This window comes from Plantibacter sp. CFBP 13570 (genome assembly GCF_014841395.1).
Lineage (GTDB): Bacteria > Actinomycetota > Actinomycetes > Actinomycetales > Microbacteriaceae > Plantibacter > Plantibacter auratus.
The window spans coordinates 1-22,756 of sequence record NZ_JACYTW010000057.1 but is presented as its reverse complement, the minus strand read 5'-3'; the positions used below and the strand labels follow the sequence as shown (position 1 = coordinate 22,756).

The following is a 22,756-nucleotide window of genomic DNA, read 5'->3' as shown; positions in this document are numbered from 1 at the left end:
CCAGGCTCCACGCCCGGCCAGGATGAGCGGACGGTGTGCGCTGCGCAGAGCGGCGGCGGCGGTGTCCAGGCGCCTCGCGACGGGCTCCACGCGGGAGGGCCGGACGAGCGCCGGGTGGTGTGGTGTCCCGTCCGCCCGCAGCGGCTCGTCGGACGCCACGGCGGCGAGGTCGTAGGGGATCGCGAGCACGACCGCGGTCCGGCGGTGGACGGCGTGCTCGATGGCACGGAGCGTGGTCGCGGTGGCGTCCTCACGACCGACGGTGAAGGTCGGTGCACCGAGCCCGGCGGCGATCTGGAACTGGTCGACGTCCCAGGGGCGGGCCCCGGTGGTCGGGGCGTCACCGACGACGAGGATCAGCGGGATCTGAGCCATCACCGCCTCCGCGAGGGGCGTCAGGGTGTTGGTGAATCCGGCTCCGTAGGTCGCAGTCGCGGCAGCGAGACCGCCGCCCGCGCGGGCGTAGGCGTCGGCTGCGGCGACGCCCCCGGCCTCGTGGCGCATGGCGGTGAAGCGGGTCGTGGTAGCGGCGAGGGCGTCGAGGAGATGCGCGTTGCCGTTGCCCATGACACCGAACACCTCGGAGACATGGCGGCTGAGTGCCTGTGCCACCCGGGCGGAGACGGTGGAGGAGCGGATCGACGTGGGAACGGTCGACGAAGCGTGTTCGGACATGGGAGACCTTCGAGAACGTGGACGGATGGGATTCCGTGTGTGTCTCGCCGGTGCTGGCCGCGCTATCGCCCTTTTTTCGAGCAACGACCCCCGTGCTGCGGAGTCTGACGAGCACACTCTACTCCGCAGCGACCGCGCTGCACAGTGCGGCAGCGACAGCATCCGCTCCACATCCGTGACGCCTGCCGGACAGTCGGACCCGGGTTCGACGGAGGCTGGCTCCATGAACCACATCGTGCAGGCCAACGCGGCCGAAGACCTCCTCGCCCTCATCCCCGGACTCGTCGGAAGCACTCCGAGATCGAGTCTCGTCGTCGTCCTGTTCGCGGGCCGTTACAGCCGCGGCGCACTCCAGGTGCACCTGCCGGCCGGAACGGACGTCGACCGGCAGGTGGCGGACGCCGCCGCGGAGCGCGCCCTCGGGTTCGCCTGCCGGGCTCCGGGTGTCGACGCCATCGTGCCCGTGGTCTACACGGACGACGCGTTCGGAGCCGGGGCGGAGCCGCCGGGCAGGACGATCGCCGACGCCGTCCTGGAGCTGGCGAGCGCGCAGGGGTTCACGGTCAAAGACGCCCTCTGCTCGGCCGCCGACGGATGGGGCTCCTACCTCGACCCCGGACTCCCCGCCGGAGGGCGTCCGCCGGCGATCGTGGCCTCGGCGGCGGTCCCGCCGGTCCCACCGCTCCCCTGGGAGCTCGTCACGACCGAGGTCCCGTCGGTGGACGTGGCGACGTTCGCAGCCGTCGACCTCGAGTACCGGGTGCTCTGCGCTCGACTGGCCTCCATGCTCGACGCGGCCGCCGATCGCGCCCGCACGACCTGGCGGATCGACGTCGGAGACGCCGTGGAACGACTCGACGGCCTTCCTGCGGTCTTCGAGGACGCGCTCGCCCGCGGCGTCGAGGGGATGACCGCCCGGGAAGTGGCCTTCCTGTTGCTGAGCCTGTCACGCCCGTGGGCGAGCGATCTCGCACTCATGCAGTGGGCGTTCGGGCGCGAGCTGGGTGAGGAACTCGACGACGCCGAACGCGCGTACGGGCATCTGCCGGTCGGGACGGACGACCCGGAGGTGTTCCACCGGGTCGCCCACCTGCTGGTCGGCGACGGACCGCATCCCGATATCCAGCGCATCCGGGCGGCGAGCAGCCTGCTCCTCGGCGTCGCGGCGCGAGCGTCGGAGTCGGCACGCGTCGCGCCGCTCGCCATGCTCGCCTGGCTGTCGTGGGCGCTCGGCCAGAGCACGCGCGCGACCGCCTTCCTCGCAGAGCTGGTCGACGAGGAGCTGGACCACCCGCTGGCGGCGACCGTCGGGTCGCTGATCCGCCAGGGGCACCTCCCGGCCTGGGCGTTCTGCAGCGCCCCGGGAACACGCGTCGGCGTAGCCGCGCCGAGCGATCAGCCCGCCGCGTGACGCTCGAGGAAGTCGTAGACCTCGGAGTCGTCGACGCCCGGGAAGGTGCCGCTCGGCAGTGGGGAGAGGATGTGGGTGTGCAACCGGGCGCTCGGCCAAGCCTGCTCCCGCCACTTGTCGGCGAGGTCCGACGGTGGTCGACGGCAGCAGGTCGGGTCCGGGCAGGTGGAGACCGCACGCGTCGTGGTCTCCCGTCCGCGGAACCACTTCGCCTCGCCCCAGGGCACGCCGACCGAGATCGAGAACTCGCCGGCCTCGGTCGTGCCGGTCTGCGTCGCACACCAGAAGGTACCGGCCGGGGTGTCGGTGTACTGGTAGAGCTCCGTGGTGCGGTTCGTCCGCGCGAAGGCGTTCCGCGCGCTCCACTTCCGGCACACGATCTGGCCCTCCACCGCGCCCGTCACGTCGACGGGCAGCGGCAGCGCATCGTTCTCATAGGCCTTCGAGATCGCCCCGTCCTCGGAGACCCGCAGGAAGTGCAGGCGCATGTCGAGCCGGGCGGTCGCCAGGTTGGTCAGGCGCAGCGCCGCGGCCTCATGGGTGACCCCGAAGGCGTCGCGGAAGTCCTCGACGGCCAGGTTGCGATCGCGCTTGGCCTGCTGCAGGAACGACACCGCGGCCGTCTGCGGCATGAGCGCCGCCGCAGCGAAGTAGTTGATCTCGAGCCGTTGCCGGAGGAACTCGGCGTAGCTCGTCGGACGCTGGTGCCCGAGCAGGCGGTGCGCCATCGCCTGCAGGGCCATGGACCGCAGGCCGTGCCCGCCGGGGATCGACGCCGGTGGCAGGTAGATGCGCCCGTTCTCGAGATCGGTGACGCTGCGCGCGGAGTGCGGCAGGTCGTTGACGTAGATGAGGTCGAAGCCGAGCTGTTCCGCCATGATGCTCACCGTACGGTGGGTGAGTGCGCCGGTACTGTGCCCGGCGCGCAGCACGCGCGACTCCGCGAGTTCCTCGATCTCGGGCAGGTGGTTGTCACGCTCCCGCATCCACTCCCGCAACTCGGTGTTGGCACGCCGCGCCTCCTCCGGGGTCGCGATCGCCTCGCTCGCGTGCCGCTGCAGTTCGCGGTGCAGGCCCACGAGTGCGCGGAGGGCCTCGTCGGGGATACCCTTCGACGGCTTGACGATCGGCAGGGTCAACTCGCCGTAGAGGGCACTGCGCTGGAGGCGGTCCAGCTCGATCTCCAGCGCCGCGCGGGGGTTCGGTGCCTCCTTCGACAGGAGGTCGGTCAGGTCGACGCCGAGCGCGGTCGTCAGCTCCTGCAGCACCGACAGCTTCGGCTCGCGCTTTCCGTTCTCGATGAGGGAGAGCTGGCTCGCCGCCAGGCCGACCCGTTCACCGAGGTCGTCGAGGGTGAGGCCTCGCCGGGTCCGGAAGTGCCGGATCCGATGGCCGAGCGTGAGGAGTTCGGCGGCGGCGGTCGATGCGGGAGTCGGAGTCATTCCTTCACCGTATCGAAAGAACCCCGATTCTTGAAGGGTGAAAGACCGTGAAGATCGACCGATACGGGCGCATGGTGGCTCTACGACCACTTCTTGACCGTCCCACCAACGCCGGAGGAACGCATGTCCATCGCAGAACTGATTCCCGATACCGCACCCGCTCCCGCCGCCCGCGTGGGGCTCCGAGCGGTGCCGCGCCCGAAGCGGAGCGGCCTCGCCGAGCTGCACGACTGGGTCGACGACCTGGCGGCCCTCCTGGAGCCGTCTGCGATCCACTGGGTCGACGGCTCCGCGAGCGAGTCGCACCGGCTCACCCACCAGCTCGTCGAGGAGGGGAAGCTGATCAAGCTCAACCCGGAGTGGCGGCCGAACAGTTTCCTCGCCCGCAGCGATCCGCGCGACGTCGCGCGCGTCGAGGACCGCACCTTCATCTGCTCCGAGCAGGAGGAGGACGCCGGCCCGACGAACAACTGGCGGGATCCCGCGGTGATGCGCGACGAATTGTACGGGGTCTTCGCCGGCAGCATGCGCGGCCGCACGATGTACGTCGTGCCGTTCTCGATGGGCGCGGTCGGCGGGCCGCTCTCGCAGCTCGGCGTGCAGATCACCGATTCGGCGTACGCGGTCCTCAGCATGGGCATCATGACGCGGATGGGCGATCGCGTCCTTGAGCTCATCGCCGACGGACAGCCGTGGGTCCGGACCGTCCACTCGGTCGGCGCTCCGCTCGAAGCGGGGCAGGCCGACGTGGTCTGGCCGTGCAACGACACCAAGTACATCGTCCAGTTCCCGGAGACGCGCGAAGTGTGGTCGTTCGGTTCCGGCTACGGCGGTAACGCACTCCTCGCGAAGAAGTGCTTCGCGCTGCGGATCGCCTCGGTCATCGGACGCGATGAGGGCTGGTTGGCCGAGCACATGCTGCTGGTCCGGGTCGTCTCGCCGGAGGGCCGGGCGTTCCACATCGCCGCCGCGTTCCCCTCGGCCTGTGGCAAGACCAACCTCGCGATGCTGCGGCCGACGATCCCCGGGTGGACGGTCGAGACCCTCGGCGACGACATCGCGTGGATCCGGCCCGGCGACGACGGACGTCTGTACGCCATCAACCCGGAGGCCGGCTTCTTCGGGGTCGCACCCGGCACGGGCGCCGGCACGAATGCGACGGCCGTCGACACCCTGTGGGGCAACACGATCTTCACCAACGTCGCGCTCCGCGACGACGGAGACGTCTGGTGGGAGGGGCTGACCCCCGAGCCCCCCGCCCACCTCGTCGACTGGCAGGGGCAGGACTGGACGCCCGAGTCGGGGCGCCCGGCGGCCCACCCGAACTCGCGGTTCACCGTCGCGGCGGCGCAATGCCCGTCGATCGCCGACGACTGGGACGCGGCCGACGGCGTCCCGCTCGACGCGATCCTCTTCGGCGGGCGTCGTGCCACGAACGTCCCGCTCGTGGTCGAGGCCAGCAGCTGGGAGCACGGCGTGTTCATGGGTGCGACGATCTCCTCCGAGCAGACCGCCGCCGCTGAGGGCACGGTCGGGGAGCTCCGTCGCGACCCCTTCGCGATGCTCCCGTTCTGCGGCTACAACATGGCGGACTACTGGAGTCACTGGTTGCGGGTCGGCGGTGCACTCGAGCACGGCAAGGCGCCGCGGATCTTCCAGGTCAACTGGTTCCGGAAGGACGCCGACGGCTCCTTCCTGTGGCCGGGCTTTGGCGAGAACTCGCGGGTCATCGAGTGGATCGTGCGGCGGCTCGAGCACGAGGTCGACGCACGGGAGTCGGCGATCGGCCGGTTGCCGGTCCTCGACGAGCTGAACCTCGACGGCATCGACGTGCCGGACGCCGACCTCGACGCCCTGTTCGCCGTCGATCGCGAGTCCTGGCTCGTCGAGTGCGACCTCACCGAGTCCTTCTTCGACACCTTCGGCAGCCGCGTCCCGGCCGCCCTCCGTGCGGAACTCGCCGCCCTGCGCTACCGCCTCCGGTCCTGATGTGTCCGCTCGCCCGACGACGGTCGGGCGAGCGGAGCGTCACACGAGGAGCTGGTGCTTGGCGAGCTCGCGGTAGAGCGGGACCTCGGTCACGAGGTCGCTGTGGGTGCCGACGCCGACCACCCGACCCTCCTCGAGGACGACGATCTGATCGCTGTCGACGACGGTCGAGAGCCGGTGCGCGATGACGATGAGCGTGCGTCCCGTCGCGACCGCGTCGATGGCCTCGCGCATCATCTGCTCGTTGACGCCGTCGAGGCTCGAGGTCGACTCGTCCAACAACAGGATCGGGGGAGCCGCGAGGATGGCGCGCGCGATCGCGAGGCGTTGCCGCTCGCCACCCGACAACATGATGCCGTCCTCGCCGACCGGAGCGGCGAGACCGAGCTGGTTGCGGTCGAGGACCCCGCCGAGGTTGACCGCGTGCAGCACGCGCTCGCAGTCGGCGTCGCTCGCATCCGGTGACGACAGCAGCAGGTTGTCGCGCAGCGTGCCGGCGAGGACCGGGGCGTCCTGCTCCACGTATCCGATCTGGTCCCGGAGGTCGGCGCGGGGGATCGTGCGGATGTCCACGCCGCCCAGGCGGATGGCTCCGTCCGTCGGGTCGTAGAACCGTTCGATGAGCCCGAGGATGGTGCTCTTGCCGGCGCCGGACGGTCCGACGAGCGCCGTGCGTCTGCCCTGCATCGCGGCGAAGGACACCCCACGGAGCACCTGACGACCGAGCGCGGACTGCGCCTCGGTGAGTCGGGCGGCATCGGCGGCGACGACCTCCGGCGCGCTGGTGCCCTCGCTCAGCGCCTCGGTGGCAAGCGCTTCCGCTGCGGCCCGTTCGCGCTCGATGACCGCCGCGTCCGGGTAGGCGAACTCGACCCCGTCGAACTCGATCGCCGGAGCGGACGCTGAGGCGGTCCCGGGACGTCCGACCCGCGCGGCGATGGCCGCGTCGTCGTCGCCCTCGTCGGGCAGGTCGAGGATCTCCTGGATCCGGCCGAGCGCTCCGAGCGCCTGGTTGACGCTCGTGATCGCACCGAAGGCCTGGCCGAGCGGCATGATCATCATGAACAGGAAGAGGATGAACGCGACGAGACTCGCGATGGTGATGGCCCCGGACGCGACCCGGAACCCACCGACGCCCAGGACGACCAGGAACGAGGTCTGCATGGCGATGCCGGCGACCGGGACGACCAGCGAGGAGATCTTCGCGATCCGCACGCCGACGCCGTAGACCTCCTTGGCCACGCCGTCCACCGCGTCGATCTCGCGGTCGGTCGCGTTGGACGCCCGGATGGTGCGGATGGAGCTGATGGCGCGCTCGACCGCGGCGGCGAGCTCGCCCACCTTGGTCTGCTGCTCGCGGCTGGCGACGCGGATGCGTCCGCTCAGGGCGACGACGACGACGACCGAGACGATGACGACGAGGAGGGTGAGACCCAGCAGGACGGGGTCGATGATCGCCATCGCGATGAGTGCGCCGAGGAAGGTGATGGCACCGCCGACGGCGTCCACGAAGCCCTGCGTCAGGACGGCGTAGAGCATGGTCGTATCACTGCCGACCCGCGAGACGAGGTCGCCGGTGCGGCGCGTGTCGAACTGGCTGATCGGCAGCCGGAAGATGCGCGCGATCAGCTGGCGCCGGGAGGAGTACACGACCCCGGTGCCGGCGCGCTGGAGGAGGTAGTGCTGGTACCCGCTGATGACGCCGGAGACCACGACGAGCCCGACGAGGAGCCACGCCAGGTTGCCGAGCGACCGGCCCGCCTCGACGACCCCGATCACCTGGCTGACGATGAGCGGCTGGGCGAGTGACGCGGCCGCTCCGATGACGCTCAGGATGATGACGACGATGAGGATCGAGCGGTGCTCGAAGATGTACGGCATGAGCTGCTTGAGGCTCGCGCGGGGACCGTCGTCCTTCGGTCGGCTGAACGGGTTGCGGCTGCGTGCCGGGCGCGCTGGGGTGCTCATGGTGCTCTTCCTCCGAGGTGCGGTGCGCGGCTCCGAGACGTCCATGGCGACGGCGCACCGTGGTTCAACTCTAGGCGACGGTCGCACGCGCCGAGCCCGAAGCCGACGCACCGAGCGCGGACGCACCGAGGGCCGGTGCGCGGAGACGTCCTCCACGCACCGGCCCTCGGTGGTCGCCTCGATCAGGCGTCGATGTCGACGTCCTTGGTCTCCTTGGAGACGATGAGGGCGACGAGCGTGATCAGGGCCATCGCCGAGAGGTAGACGCCGACCCAGAACGGGCTGCCGCCGCCGGCGCTCCACAGCGCGACGGCGATGAACGGTGCGACCGCGGCACCGAGGATCGACGACACGTTGTAGGAGATCCCGGACCCGGTGTACCGCACGTTCGTCGGGAACAGCTCGGGCAGCAGGGCGCCCATCGGTCCGAAGGTGAACCCCATGAGGCTGAATCCGATGATGAGCCAGATCATGACCCCGGTGAACCCGGCGCCGAGCAGCGGGACCCAGACGAGACCGAACACGAGGATCGCGCTCGTCACGACGATGAGCGTCTTGCGGCGTCCGTACTTGTCGGCGAAGGGACCGGACACGAGCGTGAAGATCCCGAAGAAGACCACGCCGGCGATGAGCATGAGCACGAAGGTCGTGTAGCTGTAGCCGAGCCCGGCGACCGGGGCGTCGAGTGGCGCACGGCCGTAGCTCAGGGAGAACGTCGTCATCAGGTAGAAGAGCACGTAGGTGGCGAGCATGAAGAAGGTGCCGAGGAGCAGCTTGCGCCAGTGCAGCTTGACGACGCTCGCGAGCGGCGACCGCTGCACCTTGCCCTGCTCCTTCGCGTTCGTGAACGCGTTGCTCTCGACGAGACGGAGACGGACCCAGAGGCCGACGATGACCATGACGACGGAGAAGAGGAACGGGATGCGCCAGCCCCACTCGAGGAACGCCTCGGACGGCATTGACGGGTCGTCGCTCGGCAGGATCGCCGCGATGATCAGGAACAGTCCGTTGGCGATGATGAAGCCGATCGGCGCACCGAGCTGCGGGAACGTGCCGAACAGGGCACGCTTGCCGGTCGGCGCGTTCTCCGTCGCGACGAGGGCGGCGCCCGACCATTCGCCGCCGAGCGCGAAGCCCTGACCGATGCGGAGGATCACGAGGAGCAGCGGGGCGACCCAGCCGACGAGCTGGTAGGTCGGCAGCAGGCCGATGAGGAAGGTCGCGATCCCCATGGTGAGGAGGGCGCCGACGAGGGTCGCCTTCCGACCGCGTTTGTCGCCGAGGTGCCCGAAGATGACGGCACCGACGGGGCGGGCCACCATCGCGGCGCCGAACACGGCGAAGGAGGCGAGGAGACCCGCGGTCGGGTCCTCACTCGGGAAGAAGAGGTGCGGGAAGACGAGGACGGCGGCCGTCGCGTAGACGTAGAAGTCGTAGAACTCGATCGTCGTGCCGATGAGGCTGGCGAGGACGACTCGGGAGCGCGGATTGACCGGGGCCTTGGTGACTGGGGTTGCTTCGAGAGACATGCGTGCGCGTTTCGGTTCGGGAATGGACGCCGTCGAAGCATCAGCACCGGTCGCGCACGCCCGCCGACGACGGCAGGATCAGAGGTTCGCCCGCTTGTGGCAGGACCATGACACTGTACGCCGAAGTACGGCATTCCGGTATTCGGTTGCCCGGACGGGCGTATACCGATACCGGAATGCCGCGTGATGCGCCTCTGCTCGGGTCAGCCGCGCAGCTCGCGGAGGACGACCGCGGTCGCGACGGCGGCATCAGCGGCCTCCGCCCCCTTGTCCTCCTTCGACCCGGGCAGCCCTGCGCGGTCGAGCCCCTGCTTCTCGTCGTCGAGGGTGAGGACGCCGAAGCCGACGGGCTTGCCCGTCTGGATGCTCACCTGCGTGAGGCCACTCGTCGCGGCGTCGGAGACGTACTCGAAGTGCGGCGTGCCGCCACGGATGATGACCCCGAGTGCGACGACCGCGTCGGCCCCGGCCTCGAGGGCGGCCTTGGCGACGACCGGGAGTTCGAAGCTCCCGGGGACCCGCACGAGGCGGTGGTTGGCGCCGCTCGCATCGAGGGCCTTGACGGCTCCGGCGATGAGACCGTCGGTGATGGTCTCGTGCCAGGTGCCGGCGATGACGACGATGTCGAGGCCGGTGCCGTCGACGCTGATGGTGGGGGATCCTTCGCCGCTCATGCGGTCTCCTGTCTTCTTCCCTCGAGCGCGTCGAGGGGTTGGTGGTGTTCGCGCTCCTCGAAGGAATCGAGGGCGGCGGTGGACTACTGGTGGGGGTGCGGTTCGGGTGCGAGCTCGAACCCGATGCTGTGGCCCATGCGGTCGCGCTTCGTCTCGAGGTAGCTCTCGTTGAACAGGCCGACGCCGACCACCAGCGGGACGCGCTCGCTCACGGCGATGCCGTGGTTCGTGAGCTGTCGCTCCTTCTCCGGGTTGTTCGAGAGCAGGCGCACGGAGGTGATGCCGAGGTCCGTCAGGATCGCGCTCGCCGCCGTGTAGTCGCGGGCGTCGGCCGGCAACCCGAGCGCGAGGTTGGCGTCGAGGGTGTCGAGACCGTCCTCCTGCAACCGGTAGGCGCGCAGCTTGTTGACGAGGCCGATGCCGCGCCCTTCGTGCCCGCGCAGGTAGACGACGACTCCGCCGTGGCGCTGGATGGTGTCCAGAGCACTGTCGAGCTGCGGACCGCACTCGCACTTGAGCGAGCCGAACGCCTCGCCGGTCAGGCACTCGGAGTGGACGCGCACGAGCGCACCGATGGCCTGCGGGTCGCCGGCGATGATGGCGACGTGGTCGGCACCGGTCCTGCGGTCGCGGTAGGCGCGCAACCGGAACGAGCCGTGCGTCGTCGGGACGGTCGTCTCCACCTCGAACGACACGTTCGACGATTCGGGGATGGCCGCCTGGGCGGCGCGTTCCTCGGCGCAGACCGCAGCCGCATCGGGGTTCTCCTCGAGGAAGGCGATGAGTGCGGCGATCGTCGTGACGAGCACGCCCTCCCGCTCCCCGAGCGCGATGAGGCCGGGCAGGCGCATCATCTCGCCATCGTCGGCGACGATCTCGGAGATCGCCCCGACGGGGACCAGCCCCGCGAGCTTCATGAGGTCGACGGCCGCCTCCGTGTGGCCGTCGCGCTCACGCACCCCGCCGTCGACGGCGCGCAACGGGACGATGTGTCCGGGGCGCGAGAGACTGGCGGGCACGGACGCCGGGTCGGCGAGCACGCGCAGGGTGTGGGCGCGGTCGGCGGCGCTGATGCCGGTGCTGAGCCGGTCGGCCGCGTCGACCGTGACGGTGTACGCGGTGCCTCTGGGGTCCTCGTTGAGCGCGACCATCGGCGGGAGGGCCAGGCGGTCGGCGATCTCGTTCGTCATCGGTGCGCAGATGAATCCGGAGGAGTGTCGGACCGTCCACGCGATCCACTCCTGGGTGGCGGACTCCGCGGCGAGGATCACGTCGCCCTCGTTCTCTCGGCCCTCGTCGTCGGCCACGATGACCGGTCGGCCCTGGCGGAGTGCCTCGAGGGCCTCCGGGATGCTGGCGATGCTCATGCGTTGCCCCTTCCGGTGGCGGTGGTGCCGACCGGGTCCGCGGACTGCGGATCCTGGCCGATGCTGCTGGGGAGTGCCGACTCGAGACGGCTGAATGCGAGCATTCGCTCGACGTGGCGGGCGAGGATGTCGGTCTCGAGGTTCACACGATCGCCGGGGACGCGCTCACCGAGCGTCGTCGCGGCCAGCGTCTCGGGGATGAGGGACACCTCGAACCAGGCTTCCGGTGCGTCCGGTGCGCTGATGGCGCTGACGGTGAGCGAGACGCCGTCGACGGTGATCGATCCCTTGTCGACGACGAGCGGCGCGAGTGCCGCGGGGAGCGAGACGCGCACGACGCGCCAGGCCTCGCCGGGCACCGTGGCCAGGACGGTGCCGGTGCCGTCGACGTGGCCTTGGACGATGTGGCCGCCGAGGCGGTCGCCGACGCGGGCCGCGCGTTCGAGGTTGACCGGAGATCCGACCGTGACGCCGTCGAGGGAGCTCATTGCGAGGGTCTGGGCCATGACGTCGGCCGTGAACGTCTCGCCGGTCTGCTCGACGACGGTGAGGCAGACACCGCTCACGGCGATGGAGTCCCCGTGCCTGGTGCCCTCGAGGGCGAGCGGGCCGCGGACGGTGAACCGTGCCGAGTCCTCGCCGTGGTCGATGGCGACGATCGTGCCGAGTTCTTCGATGATGCCCGTGAACATGGGTGGTCCGTTCTCTGGGGGTCAGGCGGTGAGGTGGTGGGCGGCCGAGGCGGAGACGCTGCGGTCGGGTGTCGTGATGACGAGGAGGTCGTCGCCGAGTCGTTCGACGCCGACGGTGGTGAGGCGGATCACATCGCCGATGGTGTCGACACCGAGGTCGCCGATCGCGAGGCGAGGGCCGCCGAGGAGCACGGGGGCGAGGTAGGTGAGGACCGTGTCGGCGAGTCCTGCGCGGAGGAACGCTGTGGCGATGGTCGGGCCGCCCTCGATGAAGACGCTCCGGACGCCCGCGGCGCGGAGCTCGGCTAACAGCGCAGCCGGATCATGCCCGTGGTGGACGACGACCGGCCGGGGGTGGCGGTGGACGGCGGCGTCCAGGGGGATCTGGCGATCGCCCATGACGACGGGCAATGGCTGCTCGGGCAGGAGGTCGCCGCGGTCGTCGCGAGCGGTGAGGCTCGGATCGTCGGCGAGGACCGTCCCCGTGCCGACGAGGATCGCATCGTGGGCGGCCCGTCGACGGTGGACGTCGTCGCGCGCGGCATCGCCGGTGATCCAGCGGCTCGTGCCGTCGCTCGCGGCGATCCGCCCGTCGAGACTCGAGGCCCACTTCACCGTCACGAGCGGACGCCCGAGGCGGGCGGTGGTGAGCCAGTCACCGAGGAGGTCCTCCGCCGGTCCGGCGAGCACACCGCCGACGACGGTGACGCCGCCGTCGCGGAGTCGTTCCGCTCCACCTCCGGAGTGGTGGCCGGGGTCGTCCACGGCGAACACGACGCGCTCGACACCGGCCTCGAGGAGGGCGACGGCACACGGTCCGGTCCGGCCCGTGTGGTTGCAGGGTTCCAGGGTGACGACGGCCGTCGCGCCGCGGACCGCTCCGGGAGCGAGGCGGGACAGGGCGTCGACCTCCGCATGCGGGGTGCCGGCTCCACGGTGCCAGCCCTCGGCGATCACGGTGCCGTCAGCGTCGAGGATGACGCAGCCGACGCGGGGGTTGACCCCGCGGGCAGGGCCGTTGGCGGCGAGTTCGAGCGCGCGCAGCATGGCCTGCTCCTCGCGGACACTCGCCTGCGGTGCCTCGGTTCCTGCGCTCATCTGTCCGTCATCTCGGTCGGTACTGACACGAGTTCCGGGGTCGCGGGCAGGTGCTCGCCGGCGTCGGCCATCGGCCGACGCCCGTGCTTCCTTCCATCCGGACTCGAACGCCGCCTGCGAGCAGACGCGTTCATAACCGTCGGTCCTGGAGTTCCACCAGGTCAACCGGGCCTCGCTTGCGCGAGACACGGGTCGCGGACTATCACCGCCGGTTCGGACTCTCACCGACCCCGGAGCACGTTACGTGTTGTCGATTCTAGGTCAACGGGCTGAGTGGGTGCCCTATTCCCGGTTCGGATGACGCCCGGTTGCAGCGCCTGATGCGGCCGGGGTCAGCGCTGGGCGTCGTGCTGGTCGATCGCCGCGCGGGCGGTTCCCTCGTCGACCACGAGGTCGGAGATGAGCCCGCCCGCCAACGCCCCGAGGAGCGGGGGCACCTTGGCGGCTCCCGCGACCACGCAGATCCGGCGGGAGACGCCGCGCAGCACGTCGAGGTCGGGCCCGGACGCACGGTTGTTGAAGGGGATGTCCCGCCAGGAACCGTCGGCGCGGAAGAACACGGTCGCGACGTCCCCGACCGCGCCGGCGCTCGCGAGCGCCTCGAAGTCGCTGTCGTCGAGGTAACCGCCGACGTACACGTGGCTGGGCACACCCGACAGCTGCGAACCGAGACCGAACAGTGCGACGTCCATGCGGCGCTGGATCTCGAGCACCCGGCGGATGCTGCGCTCCCGCCAGAGGGCGAGTTTGGTCGACGGGTCGTCGAAGAAGGCCGGCACCGCGAACTGCTGCGCGTAGGCCCCGTAAGCGTCCGCGTACCGATGCAGGATCTCGCTCGCGTAGAGGATGCCCGAGGTGCGCGTGTTGGCCGCACCGTTCAGCTGGACGATCTGCGAGTTGTGGGTCCGCTTGGGGGTGAGGTGCCTCGCCACCGCACTCACGGTCGAGCCCCATGCCAGGCCGAGCGTCATGTTCGAGTCGAACACCGAGCCGAGAAAACGTGCAGCCGAGAGGGCGACCCGCTCCAGGCGGTCGATGTCGCTCGTGTGGTCCGGGACCGGGACGATGTGGGCGGTCACCCCGAAGCGGTCGCGGAACTCCGCCTCGAGCCGCGACGGCATGTCGTGCGGGGAGCGCACCTGGATGTCGACGAGCCCGCTTTCCCGCGCATAACCGAGCAGGCGGGACACCGACGACCGGGAGGTGTGGAGCTCCTGGGCGATGGCCTCCATGGTGAGGTCCTGCACGTAATACAGCTGCGCGGCACGGAGCGCCTCGGCCGTCCTGTCCGGCTGGCTGAGCGCGTCTGCGAGCGACATCGGGTCTCCTTGCACGTTTGTTCACTAGGGCTGTTCAGAGTTGCAGCGGGTGTCACGATGTATTCAGTCACATCATTCAGCGGCGCGCAATCCCGGCAGCGTCGCGTACCAACCGCGAAGAAGCGAGGCATCTCATGTCCCTCAAGTCGTCAGCTCCCCGTTCCACCGTCCAGTCCGTCATCGACCGCCCGCAGGCGTCGGTGCTCATCATCGGCGGCGGCATCAACGGCATCGCGACCTTCCGCGACCTCGCGCTCCAGGGTGTCGACGTCACACTCGTGGAACGCAACGACTGGGCCTCCGGCGCCTCCGCCGCGTCGAGCCACATGATCCACGGCGGTATCCGGTACCTCGAGAACGGCGAGTTCCGCCTCGTCCAGGAGTCGGTGCAGGAGCGCAACGGGCTCATCAAGATCGCCCCGCACTACGTGAAGCCGCTCGAGACCACGGTCCCGATCTTCTCGACCTTCTCCGGGATCCTCTCCGCACCGCTGCGCTTCCTCACCCACAAGCAGGGCAAGCCGCAGGAGCGTGGTGCGCTGCTCATCAAGGTCGGCCTCACCGCGTACGACTCCTTCTCCCGCGACGGTGGCAGCGTGCCGCGTCACCGCTTCCACGGCCGCAAGAAGTCCCTCGCCGACCTGCCGAAGATGAACCCGGGCCTCAAGTACACGGCGACCTACTACGACGCCTCCATGCACGACCCGGAGCGTCTCGCACTCGACGTCCTCATGGACGGCCTCGCCGCCGGCCCGCACGCCCGCGCCGTCAACTACGTCGAGGCGGTCGGCATGGGAGCCGACGGCGTCGAGCTCCGCGACACCGTCACCGGCCAGACCTTCACCGTGACGAGTGACGTCGTGGTCAACACCTCCGGCCCCTGGACCGACCTCACGAACGCCGGCCTCGGCGAGCCGACGACCTACATGGGTGGCACGAAGGGCTCGCACATCGTCCTCGACAACGCGGAGCTCTACGCGGCCACCAAGGGGCGCGAGATCTTCTTCGAGCACGAGGACGGCCGCATCGTCCTCATCTACCCGCTCAAGGGCAAGGTCATGGTCGGCACGACCGACATCGACGCCGACCCGAGCACCCCGAGCGTCTGCACCGAGGAGGAGGTCGACTACTTCTTCGACCTCGTGAAGCACGTCTTCCCGACCATCGCGACCTCGCGCGAGCAGATCGTCTACCGGTTCTCCGGCATCCGCCCGCTCCCGAAGCACGACGACGAGGCCCCCGGCTTCGTGTCGCGCGACTACCGGATCGAGCGCCGGGCCGCCGCTGCACGTCCGTCCACCACCGTGTTCAGCCTCGTCGGTGGCAAGTGGACCACCTTCCGGGCACTCGCCGAGCACCTCAGCACGGACGTGCTCAACACCATCGGGGCCCCGCGTCCCGTGGAGACCCTCGGACTCGCGATCGGCGGCGGCGCCGGCTTCCCGCGCACCGACTCGGCGACGCGCACCTGGGTCGCCGCGCACGAGGACGGCACCGGTGCCAAGCGTGCCGAGCAGCTGCTGGGCCGGTACGGCACGAAGGCCGCCGCACTCCTCGAGCACCTGGCGGAGCACGGCGACGACCGCTTGCAGGGGGCTGCCGACTACAGCGTGCAGGAGCTGGAGTACCTCGTCGAGCAGGAGCAGGTCGTGCACCTCTCCGACGTGCTGCACCGTCGCACCAGCCTCGCCTTCACCGGATCGCTGACCGCCGGCCTCGTCGACGAGATCGCCCGCGTCGTCGGCGGCGTCCTCGGGTGGGACGACGCCGAGCGGACCGCGCAGATCACCGCAGCGCTCGACCGACTGCGCGACGCCCACCAGGTCGACCTCCGGGTCGACGCCGCCAAGGAGGCCCCGGCGTTCTCATAATGCACGAATGTGCAGGCAAGGCCCTTGTCCTGTGCAACAGGAGCTGGCTACCTTACAAGCATCTGGTCAGTGCAACCTCGCCCAGCGGGGGCTCGCGCCGCGGCGTCGGCCCCCACACGGCCACACCTATGAAAGGTCAATGAAGACATGAACCTCGGAACCATCTTCCTCTCCGAGACCGTGGGGACGGCGATGCTCGTCCTCCTCGGTACCGGTGTGGTCGCCACGGCGATCCTCACGAAATCCAAGGGCCTCGGTGGCGGCTGGCTGCTCATCAACTTCGGTTGGGGCCTCGCGGTCTTCGCCGGTGTCACGGTGTCCTACGCCTCCGGCGGGCACCTGAACCCCGCCGTCACGATCGGCTTCCTCACCACGGGGTCGATCGACTTCGGTACGGCGCTCGTCTACTGGGCGGCGCAGATGGTCGGTGCCTTCATCGGTGCCGTGCTGACGTACTTCGCCTTCAAGCAGCACTTCGACCAGGAGGAGGACCCGGGCAAGAAGCTCGGTGTCTTCTCGACCGGTCCGGAGATCCGCAGCTACGGCTGGAACCTCGTGACCGAGGTCATCGCGACCTTCGTCCTCGTCTTCGTCGTGATGTCCTTCGGCAAGACCGGCCCCGACGCGGTGGTCATCGAGGGCGTCCCCGCGGGACTCGCCGCCCTCGGCGCCCTGCCCGTCGCCCTGCTCGTCGTCGGTATCGGTGCCTCCCTCGGTGGCCCGACCGGCTACGCGATCAACCCGGCACGTGACCTCGGTCCGCGCATCGCCCACGCCCTCCTCCCCATCAAGGGCAAGGGCAAGAGCGACTGGTCCTACGCCTGGGTGCCGGTCGTCGGCCCCCTGCTCGGTGGTGTCCTCGCGGCCCTCGCCTCGATGGTGCTGCTCCCGGCCGTCTGACCTGACGCCGCGGCGGTGACCGGACACGATCACCGCCGCGGCACCCCGGGGTACCGGTTCCGGTGCCTCACCTCGCAACGCACGCAACGAAGGAGTATCCAATGGCGGACTACGTCATCGCAATCGACCAGGGGACGACGAGTTCCCGGGCCATCGTCTTCGACAAGAGCGGATCGATCGTCTCGACGGGCCAGCTCGAGCACGAGCAGATCTTCCCGAAGGCCGGCTGGGTCGAGCACAACCCGAACCAGATCTGGAACAACACCCGCGAGGTCATCGGCCAGGCGCTCAGCAAGGCCAACATCACCCGGCACGCCATCGCGGCCATCGGCATCACGAACCAGCGCGAGACCGCCGTCGTCTGGGACAAGACCACCGGTCAGCCCGTCTACAACGCGATCGTCTGGCAGGACACGCGCACGCAGGACATCGTGAACCGCCTCGCTGCGGACGGTGGCGTCGAGCGCTTCAAGAAGACCGTCGGCCTGCCGCTGGCGACCTACTTCTCCGGCACCAAGATCGTCTGGATCCTCGAGAACGTCGAGGGTGCTCGCGAGAAGGCCGAGGCGGGCGACCTCCTCTTCGGCACGACCGACAGCTGGGTCATCTGGAACCTCACCGGAGGTGTCAACGGCGGCGTGCACGTCACCGACGTCACCAACGCCTCGCGCACGCTCTTCATGGACCTCGAGACCCTGCAGTGGGACGACGAGATCCTCAAGGCGTTCGGCGTCCCGAAGTCGATGCTCCCGGAGATCAAGAGCTCCTCCGAGATCTACGGCCACGCGTCCGACGACAGCCTCCTCCGCGAGACGCCGATCGCCGGCATCCTCGGCGACCAGCAGGCGGCGACCTTCGGGCAGGCGGCGTTCCAGCAGGGCGAGGCCAAGAACACCTACGGCACCGGTAACTTCATCATCTTCAACACCGGTGAGGAGATCGTCCACTCCGAGAACGGCCTGCTGACGACGCTCGGCTACAAGCTCGGCGACGCGAAGCCGCACTACGCGCTCGAGGGTTCGATCGCCGTGACCGGTTCGCTCGTCCAGTGGCTGCGCGACAACCTCGGCATGTTCTCCTCCGCTCCCGAGGTCGAGGCGCTCGCCAAGACCGTCGAGGACAACGGTGGCGCGTACTTCGTGCCGGCGTTCTCCGGGCTGTTCGCGCCGTACTGGCGTCCGGACGCCCGCGGTGCGCTCGTCGGGCTCACCCGGTACGTCAACAAGGGCCACATCGCCCGGGCCGCCCTCGAGTCGACTGCGTTCCAGACGGCCGAGGTCATCGACGCCGTCAACGCCGACTCGGGTGTCCCGCTGACGGAGCTCAAGGTCGACGGCGGCATGACCGCCAACGACACGCTCATGCAGTTCCAGGCCGACATCCTCGGCGTCCCGGTCATCCGACCGGTCGTCGCGGAGACCACGGCGCTCGGCGCGGCCTACGCGGCCGGTCTCGCCGTCGGCTTCTGGTCCGACCTCGACGACCTCGCGAAGAACTGGCAGGAGGACAAGCGCTGGGAGCCCAACATGGACTCCGCAGAGCGCGACCGCCTCTACCGCAACTGGAAGAAGGCCGTCACGAAGACCTTCGACTGGGTCGACGACGACGTGCAGTAGTCACGACCGACCGGAACGGCCCGTCCTCCTCGCGGAGGGCGGGCCGTTCTGTCGTGGTCCGTTCGCCCATCTTCGGGCGACGGAGCCCTCGTTCGCCCGAAGATGGGCGAACGGACGGCGGGATCAGACGGGGCGGAGGAGTCCGACGCGGTCGTAGACCTCGGCGAGGGTCTGCTCGGCGACCTCGGTCGCGCGCGCGGCGTTGACCGCGAGCAGGCGGTCGAGCTCGGCGGGGTCGTCGAGGAGCTCGAGCGCGCGCGCACGGACCGGCTCGAGTTCGCCCACGACGACCTCGGCGAGACCCTTCTTGAGGTCGCCGTAGCCACGACCCTCGAACTCGCCGACGACGGCCTCGATGGGGGAGCCGGTGATCGCGGAGTAGATGCTCAGCAGGTTCGAGACACCGGGCTTCTCCTGTGCGTCGAAGGCGATGACGCCATCGTTGTCGGTGACCGCACGCATGATCTTCTTCTGTGTGACCTTCGGCTCGTCGAGCAACCAGATGATCCCCGCCGGGGTCTCAGCGGACTTCGACATCTTCGACGTCGGGTTCTGGAGGTCGTAGATGCGTGCGGAGTCCTTCTGGATCTGCGCCTTCGGGACGACGAAGGTGTCGCCGAAGCGGGCGTTGAACCGCTCGGCGAGGTCGCGCGTGAGCTCGATGTGCTGCCGCTGGTCGTCGCCGACCGGCACGATGTCGGTCTGGTAGAGCAGGATGTCCGCCGCCATGAGGATCGGGTAGGCGAAGAGCCCGACCGACGAGGCGTCGCGCCCGTGCTTCGCTGACTTGTCCTTGAACTGCGTCATGCGCGCGGCCTCGCCCATGCCGGTGATCGTGTTGAGCACCCAGGCGAGCTGTGCGTGCGCCGGGACGTGCGACTGGACGTACAGGGTCGACGCCGAGGGGTCGATGCCTGCGGCGATGTACTGGGCGGCCGTGCGACGGGTCTTCTCGCGGAGCTCGGCGGGGTCCTGCGGCACCGTGATCGCGTGCAGGTCGACGATGCTGAAGAAGGCGTCGTGCTCTTGCTGCATCTGCTTCCACTGCAGGAGGGCGCCGATGTAGTTGCCGAGGTGGAGCGAGTCGGCGGAGGGCTGCATGCCGGAGTACAGGCGTGGCTTGGTCATGTGGGTTCTCGCAGAGGGATGAGTGGCCGGAGCCGGGGCACGGAGTGGTGGGGTGGCGTGATGCCGAAGGGTCAGACGGCGTAGTCGACGACGACGGGGGCGTGATCGGACCATCGCTGGTCGTACGCCGCGGCGCGGTCGATCGTGTAGCCGGACGCGAGGGCCGCGAGCTCGGGGGTGGCGAGCTGGTAGTCGATGCGCCAGCCGGTGTCGGTGTCGAAGGCCTGGCCGCGCTGGGACCACCAGGTGTAGGGACCGGGGACCTGGCCGGCGGACTGGCGCCCGATGTCGACCCAGCCGAGGCCGGTGCCGGTCACGCCGTCGACGCCCGTCACGGTCTCACCAGCCGGGCCGAGGTAGCGGTCGAAGTAGGACCGCTCCGCGGGCAGGAAGCCGGCACGCTTGACGTTGCCCTTCCAGTTCTTGATGTCGAGCTCGGTGTGGCCGACGTTGAGGTCGCCGACGACGAGGGACAGCGGGTTGTGCTCGCGCAGTGCGGGCAGCCGCTCGAGCATCGCCTCGAGGAAGCGGAACTTCTCGACCTGCTTGGGTGTGTCGACCTCGCCGGAGTGCACGTAGGTGCTCACGACCGTGACGAGGGTGCCGTCGATGTCGAAGTCGGCCTCGATCCACCGACCCGCGCTGTCGAAGTCGTCGGCTCCGAGGGCGACGCGGTGGATGCCCGCCGAGCGACGGCTGACGATCGCGACGCCGGCGCGCCCCTTGGCGGTCGCGGCATCGTGCAGGATGTTCCACTCCGGTCCGAAGAGCGTCTCGAGGTCGCTCGTCGCGGCGCGGACCTCCTGCAGAGCGAGGATGTCGACCCCGCGGTCTTCGAGCCAGTCGCCCATCCCTTTGCGGAAGGCCGCGCGGACTCCGTTGACGTTGACACTGGCGATGCGGAGGGGTGCAGACATGCCTCCAGCTTAGTCGCGGGGGCCGACAACGCCCTGGCCCCGGCGTCCGCCCGGGCGTCGGCGATGAGGTGGGTCCGACGCGTCCGCCGCTGGCGACTCGGGGGCTTCGCCGTGCTCTCGGATGAGCTCGGCCGAGGCCTCCTCGGCGTGCCGGACGCGCCGGCGGGCGAACCAGACCGCCGGGCCCTTGGCGCGCCGGAGGGATTCGCGAGCCTCCCGCAGTTCCGCCTCGGCGATCAGCCTCCTGGCCGCCAGCTCTTCGGCCGCCTGCTCCTCCGGCGTCGTCGTGCGCACACTGATGCCCTGGTCGTCGAGCCCCACGGCGATCCAGGCGGCGGATGCGAGGATGACGCGGCTCACGAGGTTGAACCACAGCATGAGGCCGATGAACACCGCGAAGGTCGCGAGCAACGGGTTCCGGGAGGCCCCGGCGATCACCGCACTGCTGGCGACGCTCAGGAGCGAGAGCACCAGACTGCCGAGGAGCGCGCCTCCGAAGAGGTTGCGCCACGGGATCCGGATCCGGCTGAGCACGCGGTACATGGCGCCGAGGGTGACGAGGTTCACGACGACCGCGACGACCAGGCCGACGACCCGGCTGCCGACGGTCACCCAGAAGGTGCCCTCCAAGCCGACCAGTGACAGCAGCCAGCTGAGTGCCTGGGTGCTGGCGACCGACAGCGTCGCGGAGACGAGGAGGAGGACGCCGAAGGCGAGTGCCAGCACGAGGTCGACGACCTTGAGCAGGAAGAAGCTGGCCGCGACCTTCGGGAGCGCGAAGATCGACCTGACCGCCTGCCGGGTGTAGTACAGCCAGCCGATCGCCGTCCAGATGAGACCGACGGCGGCGATGACCCCGGTCCAGCCGAGCAGCGAGGCGCTCGACAACTGCTCCTCGGCGATGATGCCTTCGCCGTCGGTGCCGATGAGACCGGGGACGGCGCGGTTGATGATCTCCACCAGTGCCTGGAAGACCTCGGCGTTGTTGCCGAGCCAGATGCCGGTGATGGCGAATCCGACGTAGACCGCGGCGAACACGGCGAAGACGGCCTGGAAGCTGATCCCGGCGGCCAGGAGGTTGCCGTCCATGGCGAGATACCGATGGATGACGCGATAGGGCTTCAGCCGCATGACCCACGTCGTGGCGCGCTCCGCTCTCGCCGCGCGGGGCGCGAGCCGTCGGATGAACGGGTTCTCGCTGTTCTGGATCCATTGGAACACGAGTGGCGGTGGCGTCTGTTGGAGCCGCACCCTGGGGGTCGTACCGGCGTCCGGCGCGTCGGCGGAGTCCTTCCTCGGCGCACGCGGATTGGTCACCCGACCAGCCTACAAGCGGGCCGGACCGGGGGAGAGGCGGTGCACTAGGGTCGAACCATGCGCGAGGCGGAGGGGCAACGCACGTTCACCGGCACCGGCGTCGGACGCGGCGTCGTCGCCGGTCCCGTGCTCCGCATGCCGGAACCGCTGCCCGAACCGAGCGCCGACCCGTTCGGCGGGGACGTCACGCTCGAACAGGCCCGGGCCGTCGCGGCGCTCAGCGCGACGCGGGCCGACCTCGAGGACCGGGCTCGACGAGCTGGTGGACATGCACAGGACGTGCTCGAAGCGCAGGCGGTCATGGCCGACGATCCGGCGCTCGCGGAGGACGTCGCGACGCGCATCGCAGCGGGGCGTTCCGCGGAGCGCGCCGTGTTCGAGGCCCTGGCGACGGTCCAGCAGGTCCTCTTCAACCTGGGGGAGCCGATGGCGGCGCGTGCGACCGACGTCGGTGACGTCTCACAACGGGTCATCGCGCGGTTGCTCGGTCGACCTGTCCCCGGACCACCCGAGTCGGACGAGCCGTTCGTCCTCGTCGCCGCGGACCTCGCTCCGGCCGACGCCGCGCTCCTCGATCTCGAGCGGGTGCTGGCGCTCGTCACGAGTGGCGGCTCGGCGACCTCGCACACGGCCATCCTCGCGCGCGAGCAGTCCCTCATCGCCGTCGTGGGCGTCGCCGGAGCCGAGCAGTTCGAGGACGGTGAGATCGTCCTCGTCGACGCCGGAGCCGGGGTCGTCACCGGGTCGCCGACGAAGCGCGAGGTGCGGTCGGCCAGGTCCACCGCGGCCGAGCGCGTGCGGGTCTCACCGCGCTCGCCGGGCGAACTCGCCGACGGCACCCCG

General features: G+C 69.9%; 18 protein-coding genes and 1 riboswitch. Of the genes, 6 read left to right on the top strand and 12 right to left on the bottom strand.

Going from position 1 to position 22,756, the window contains the following annotated elements:
* A partial coding sequence (locus tag IFT89_RS16130) for a thiamine pyrophosphate-binding protein (protein ID WP_244650766.1) occupies positions 1–675 on the bottom strand: 675 nt, incomplete at its 3' end.
* 223 nt (positions 676–898) lie between these two features.
* On the opposite strand from IFT89_RS16130, the gene IFT89_RS16125 reads away from it, so the two are divergent.
* Entirely contained in the window at positions 899–2,086 is a 1,188-nt protein-coding gene (locus tag IFT89_RS16125) for a DUF4192 family protein (protein ID WP_191941500.1), read from the top strand.
* Here IFT89_RS16125 and IFT89_RS16120 read toward each other — a convergent pair.
* Positions 2,071–3,528, bottom strand: coding sequence for a helix-turn-helix transcriptional regulator (locus IFT89_RS16120; protein ID WP_064294809.1), 1,458 nt, complete (start codon positions 3,526–3,528; stop codon positions 2,071–2,073). The genes IFT89_RS16125 and IFT89_RS16120 overlap by 16 nt on opposite strands.
* A gap of 123 nt (positions 3,529–3,651) precedes the next feature.
* Between IFT89_RS16120 and IFT89_RS16115 the strand changes: the two genes are divergently transcribed.
* A complete protein-coding gene (locus tag IFT89_RS16115; protein ID WP_202939455.1) occupies positions 3,652–5,517 on the top strand; it encodes a phosphoenolpyruvate carboxykinase (GTP) in 1,866 nt (621 codons plus the stop codon).
* A gap of 39 nt (positions 5,518–5,556) precedes the next feature.
* Here the strand turns inward: IFT89_RS16115 and IFT89_RS16110 are convergent, their stop codons facing one another.
* The 7 genes from IFT89_RS16110 to IFT89_RS16080 all read right to left on the bottom strand — a co-directional run bounded on the left by IFT89_RS16110 (position 5,557) and on the right by IFT89_RS16080 (position 14,164).
* Positions 5,557–7,485, bottom strand: coding sequence for an ABC transporter ATP-binding protein (locus IFT89_RS16110; RefSeq protein WP_202939454.1), 1,929 nt, complete (start codon positions 7,483–7,485; stop codon positions 5,557–5,559).
* A gap of 182 nt (positions 7,486–7,667) precedes the next feature.
* On the bottom strand, positions 7,668–9,014 hold the full coding sequence (locus IFT89_RS16105) for an MFS transporter (protein WP_079707347.1): 1,347 nt from the start codon (positions 9,012–9,014) through the stop codon (positions 7,668–7,670).
* 203 nt (positions 9,015–9,217) lie between these two features.
* Positions 9,218–9,688 carry a 6,7-dimethyl-8-ribityllumazine synthase gene (ribH, locus tag IFT89_RS16100; RefSeq protein ID WP_064294813.1) on the bottom strand — a complete coding sequence of 157 codons (471 nt, stop codon included), beginning with the start codon at positions 9,686–9,688 and terminating at the stop codon, positions 9,218–9,220.
* Positions 9,689–9,771: 83 nt separating this feature from the next.
* Positions 9,772–11,055, bottom strand: coding sequence for a GTP cyclohydrolase II (gene ribA / locus IFT89_RS16095; protein WP_124769723.1), 1,284 nt, complete (start codon positions 11,053–11,055; stop codon positions 9,772–9,774).
* Positions 11,052–11,747, bottom strand: coding sequence for a riboflavin synthase (locus IFT89_RS16090; protein WP_079707344.1), 696 nt, complete (start codon positions 11,745–11,747; stop codon positions 11,052–11,054). The genes ribA and IFT89_RS16090 overlap by 4 nt, the downstream gene beginning before the upstream one ends.
* Before the next feature lie 21 nt (positions 11,748–11,768).
* Entirely contained in the window at positions 11,769–12,845 is a 1,077-nt protein-coding gene (gene ribD, locus IFT89_RS16085; RefSeq protein WP_241160917.1) for a bifunctional diaminohydroxyphosphoribosylaminopyrimidine deaminase/5-amino-6-(5-phosphoribosylamino)uracil reductase RibD, read from the bottom strand.
* A gap of 80 nt (positions 12,846–12,925) precedes the next feature.
* A riboswitch (FMN riboswitch) is annotated at positions 12,926–13,087 on the bottom strand.
* A 90-nt stretch (positions 13,088–13,177) separates the two neighbouring features.
* Positions 13,178–14,164, bottom strand: coding sequence for a sugar-binding transcriptional regulator (locus tag IFT89_RS16080; RefSeq protein ID WP_064294816.1), 987 nt, complete (start codon positions 14,162–14,164; stop codon positions 13,178–13,180).
* Between the two features lie 134 nt (positions 14,165–14,298).
* Between IFT89_RS16080 and IFT89_RS16075 the strand changes: the two genes are divergently transcribed.
* From IFT89_RS16075 to glpK, 3 genes are all read left to right on the top strand, one after another.
* Complete coding sequence (locus IFT89_RS16075) at positions 14,299–16,035, top strand: glycerol-3-phosphate dehydrogenase/oxidase (RefSeq protein WP_202939453.1); 1,737 nt, start codon at positions 14,299–14,301, stop codon at positions 16,033–16,035.
* 147 nt (positions 16,036–16,182) lie between these two features.
* Positions 16,183–16,935: an MIP/aquaporin family protein gene (locus IFT89_RS16070; RefSeq protein WP_202939452.1), complete on the top strand. Its 753-nt coding sequence runs from the start codon at positions 16,183–16,185 to the stop codon at positions 16,933–16,935.
* Between the two features lie 101 nt (positions 16,936–17,036).
* Entirely contained in the window at positions 17,037–18,551 is a 1,515-nt protein-coding gene (glpK, locus tag IFT89_RS16065) for a glycerol kinase GlpK (protein WP_079707342.1), read from the top strand.
* Between the two features lie 123 nt (positions 18,552–18,674).
* On the opposite strand, the gene trpS is transcribed toward glpK, so the two are convergent.
* The 3 genes from trpS to IFT89_RS16050 form a co-directional block, all read right to left on the bottom strand.
* Positions 18,675–19,679, bottom strand: coding sequence for a tryptophan--tRNA ligase (gene trpS / locus IFT89_RS16060; RefSeq protein ID WP_202939451.1), 1,005 nt, complete (start codon positions 19,677–19,679; stop codon positions 18,675–18,677).
* 71 nt (positions 19,680–19,750) lie between these two features.
* Positions 19,751–20,596: an exodeoxyribonuclease III gene (locus IFT89_RS16055; protein WP_079707339.1), complete on the bottom strand. Its 846-nt coding sequence runs from the start codon at positions 20,594–20,596 to the stop codon at positions 19,751–19,753.
* 9 nt (positions 20,597–20,605) lie between these two features.
* Positions 20,606–21,913 carry a YihY/virulence factor BrkB family protein gene (locus IFT89_RS16050; protein WP_202939450.1) on the bottom strand — a complete coding sequence of 436 codons (1,308 nt, stop codon included), beginning with the start codon at positions 21,911–21,913 and terminating at the stop codon, positions 20,606–20,608.
* Between the two features lie 57 nt (positions 21,914–21,970).
* On the opposite strand from IFT89_RS16050, the gene IFT89_RS16045 reads away from it, so the two are divergent.
* A partial coding sequence (locus tag IFT89_RS16045) for a PEP-utilizing enzyme (RefSeq protein WP_244650765.1) occupies positions 21,971–22,756 on the top strand: 786 nt, incomplete at its 3' end.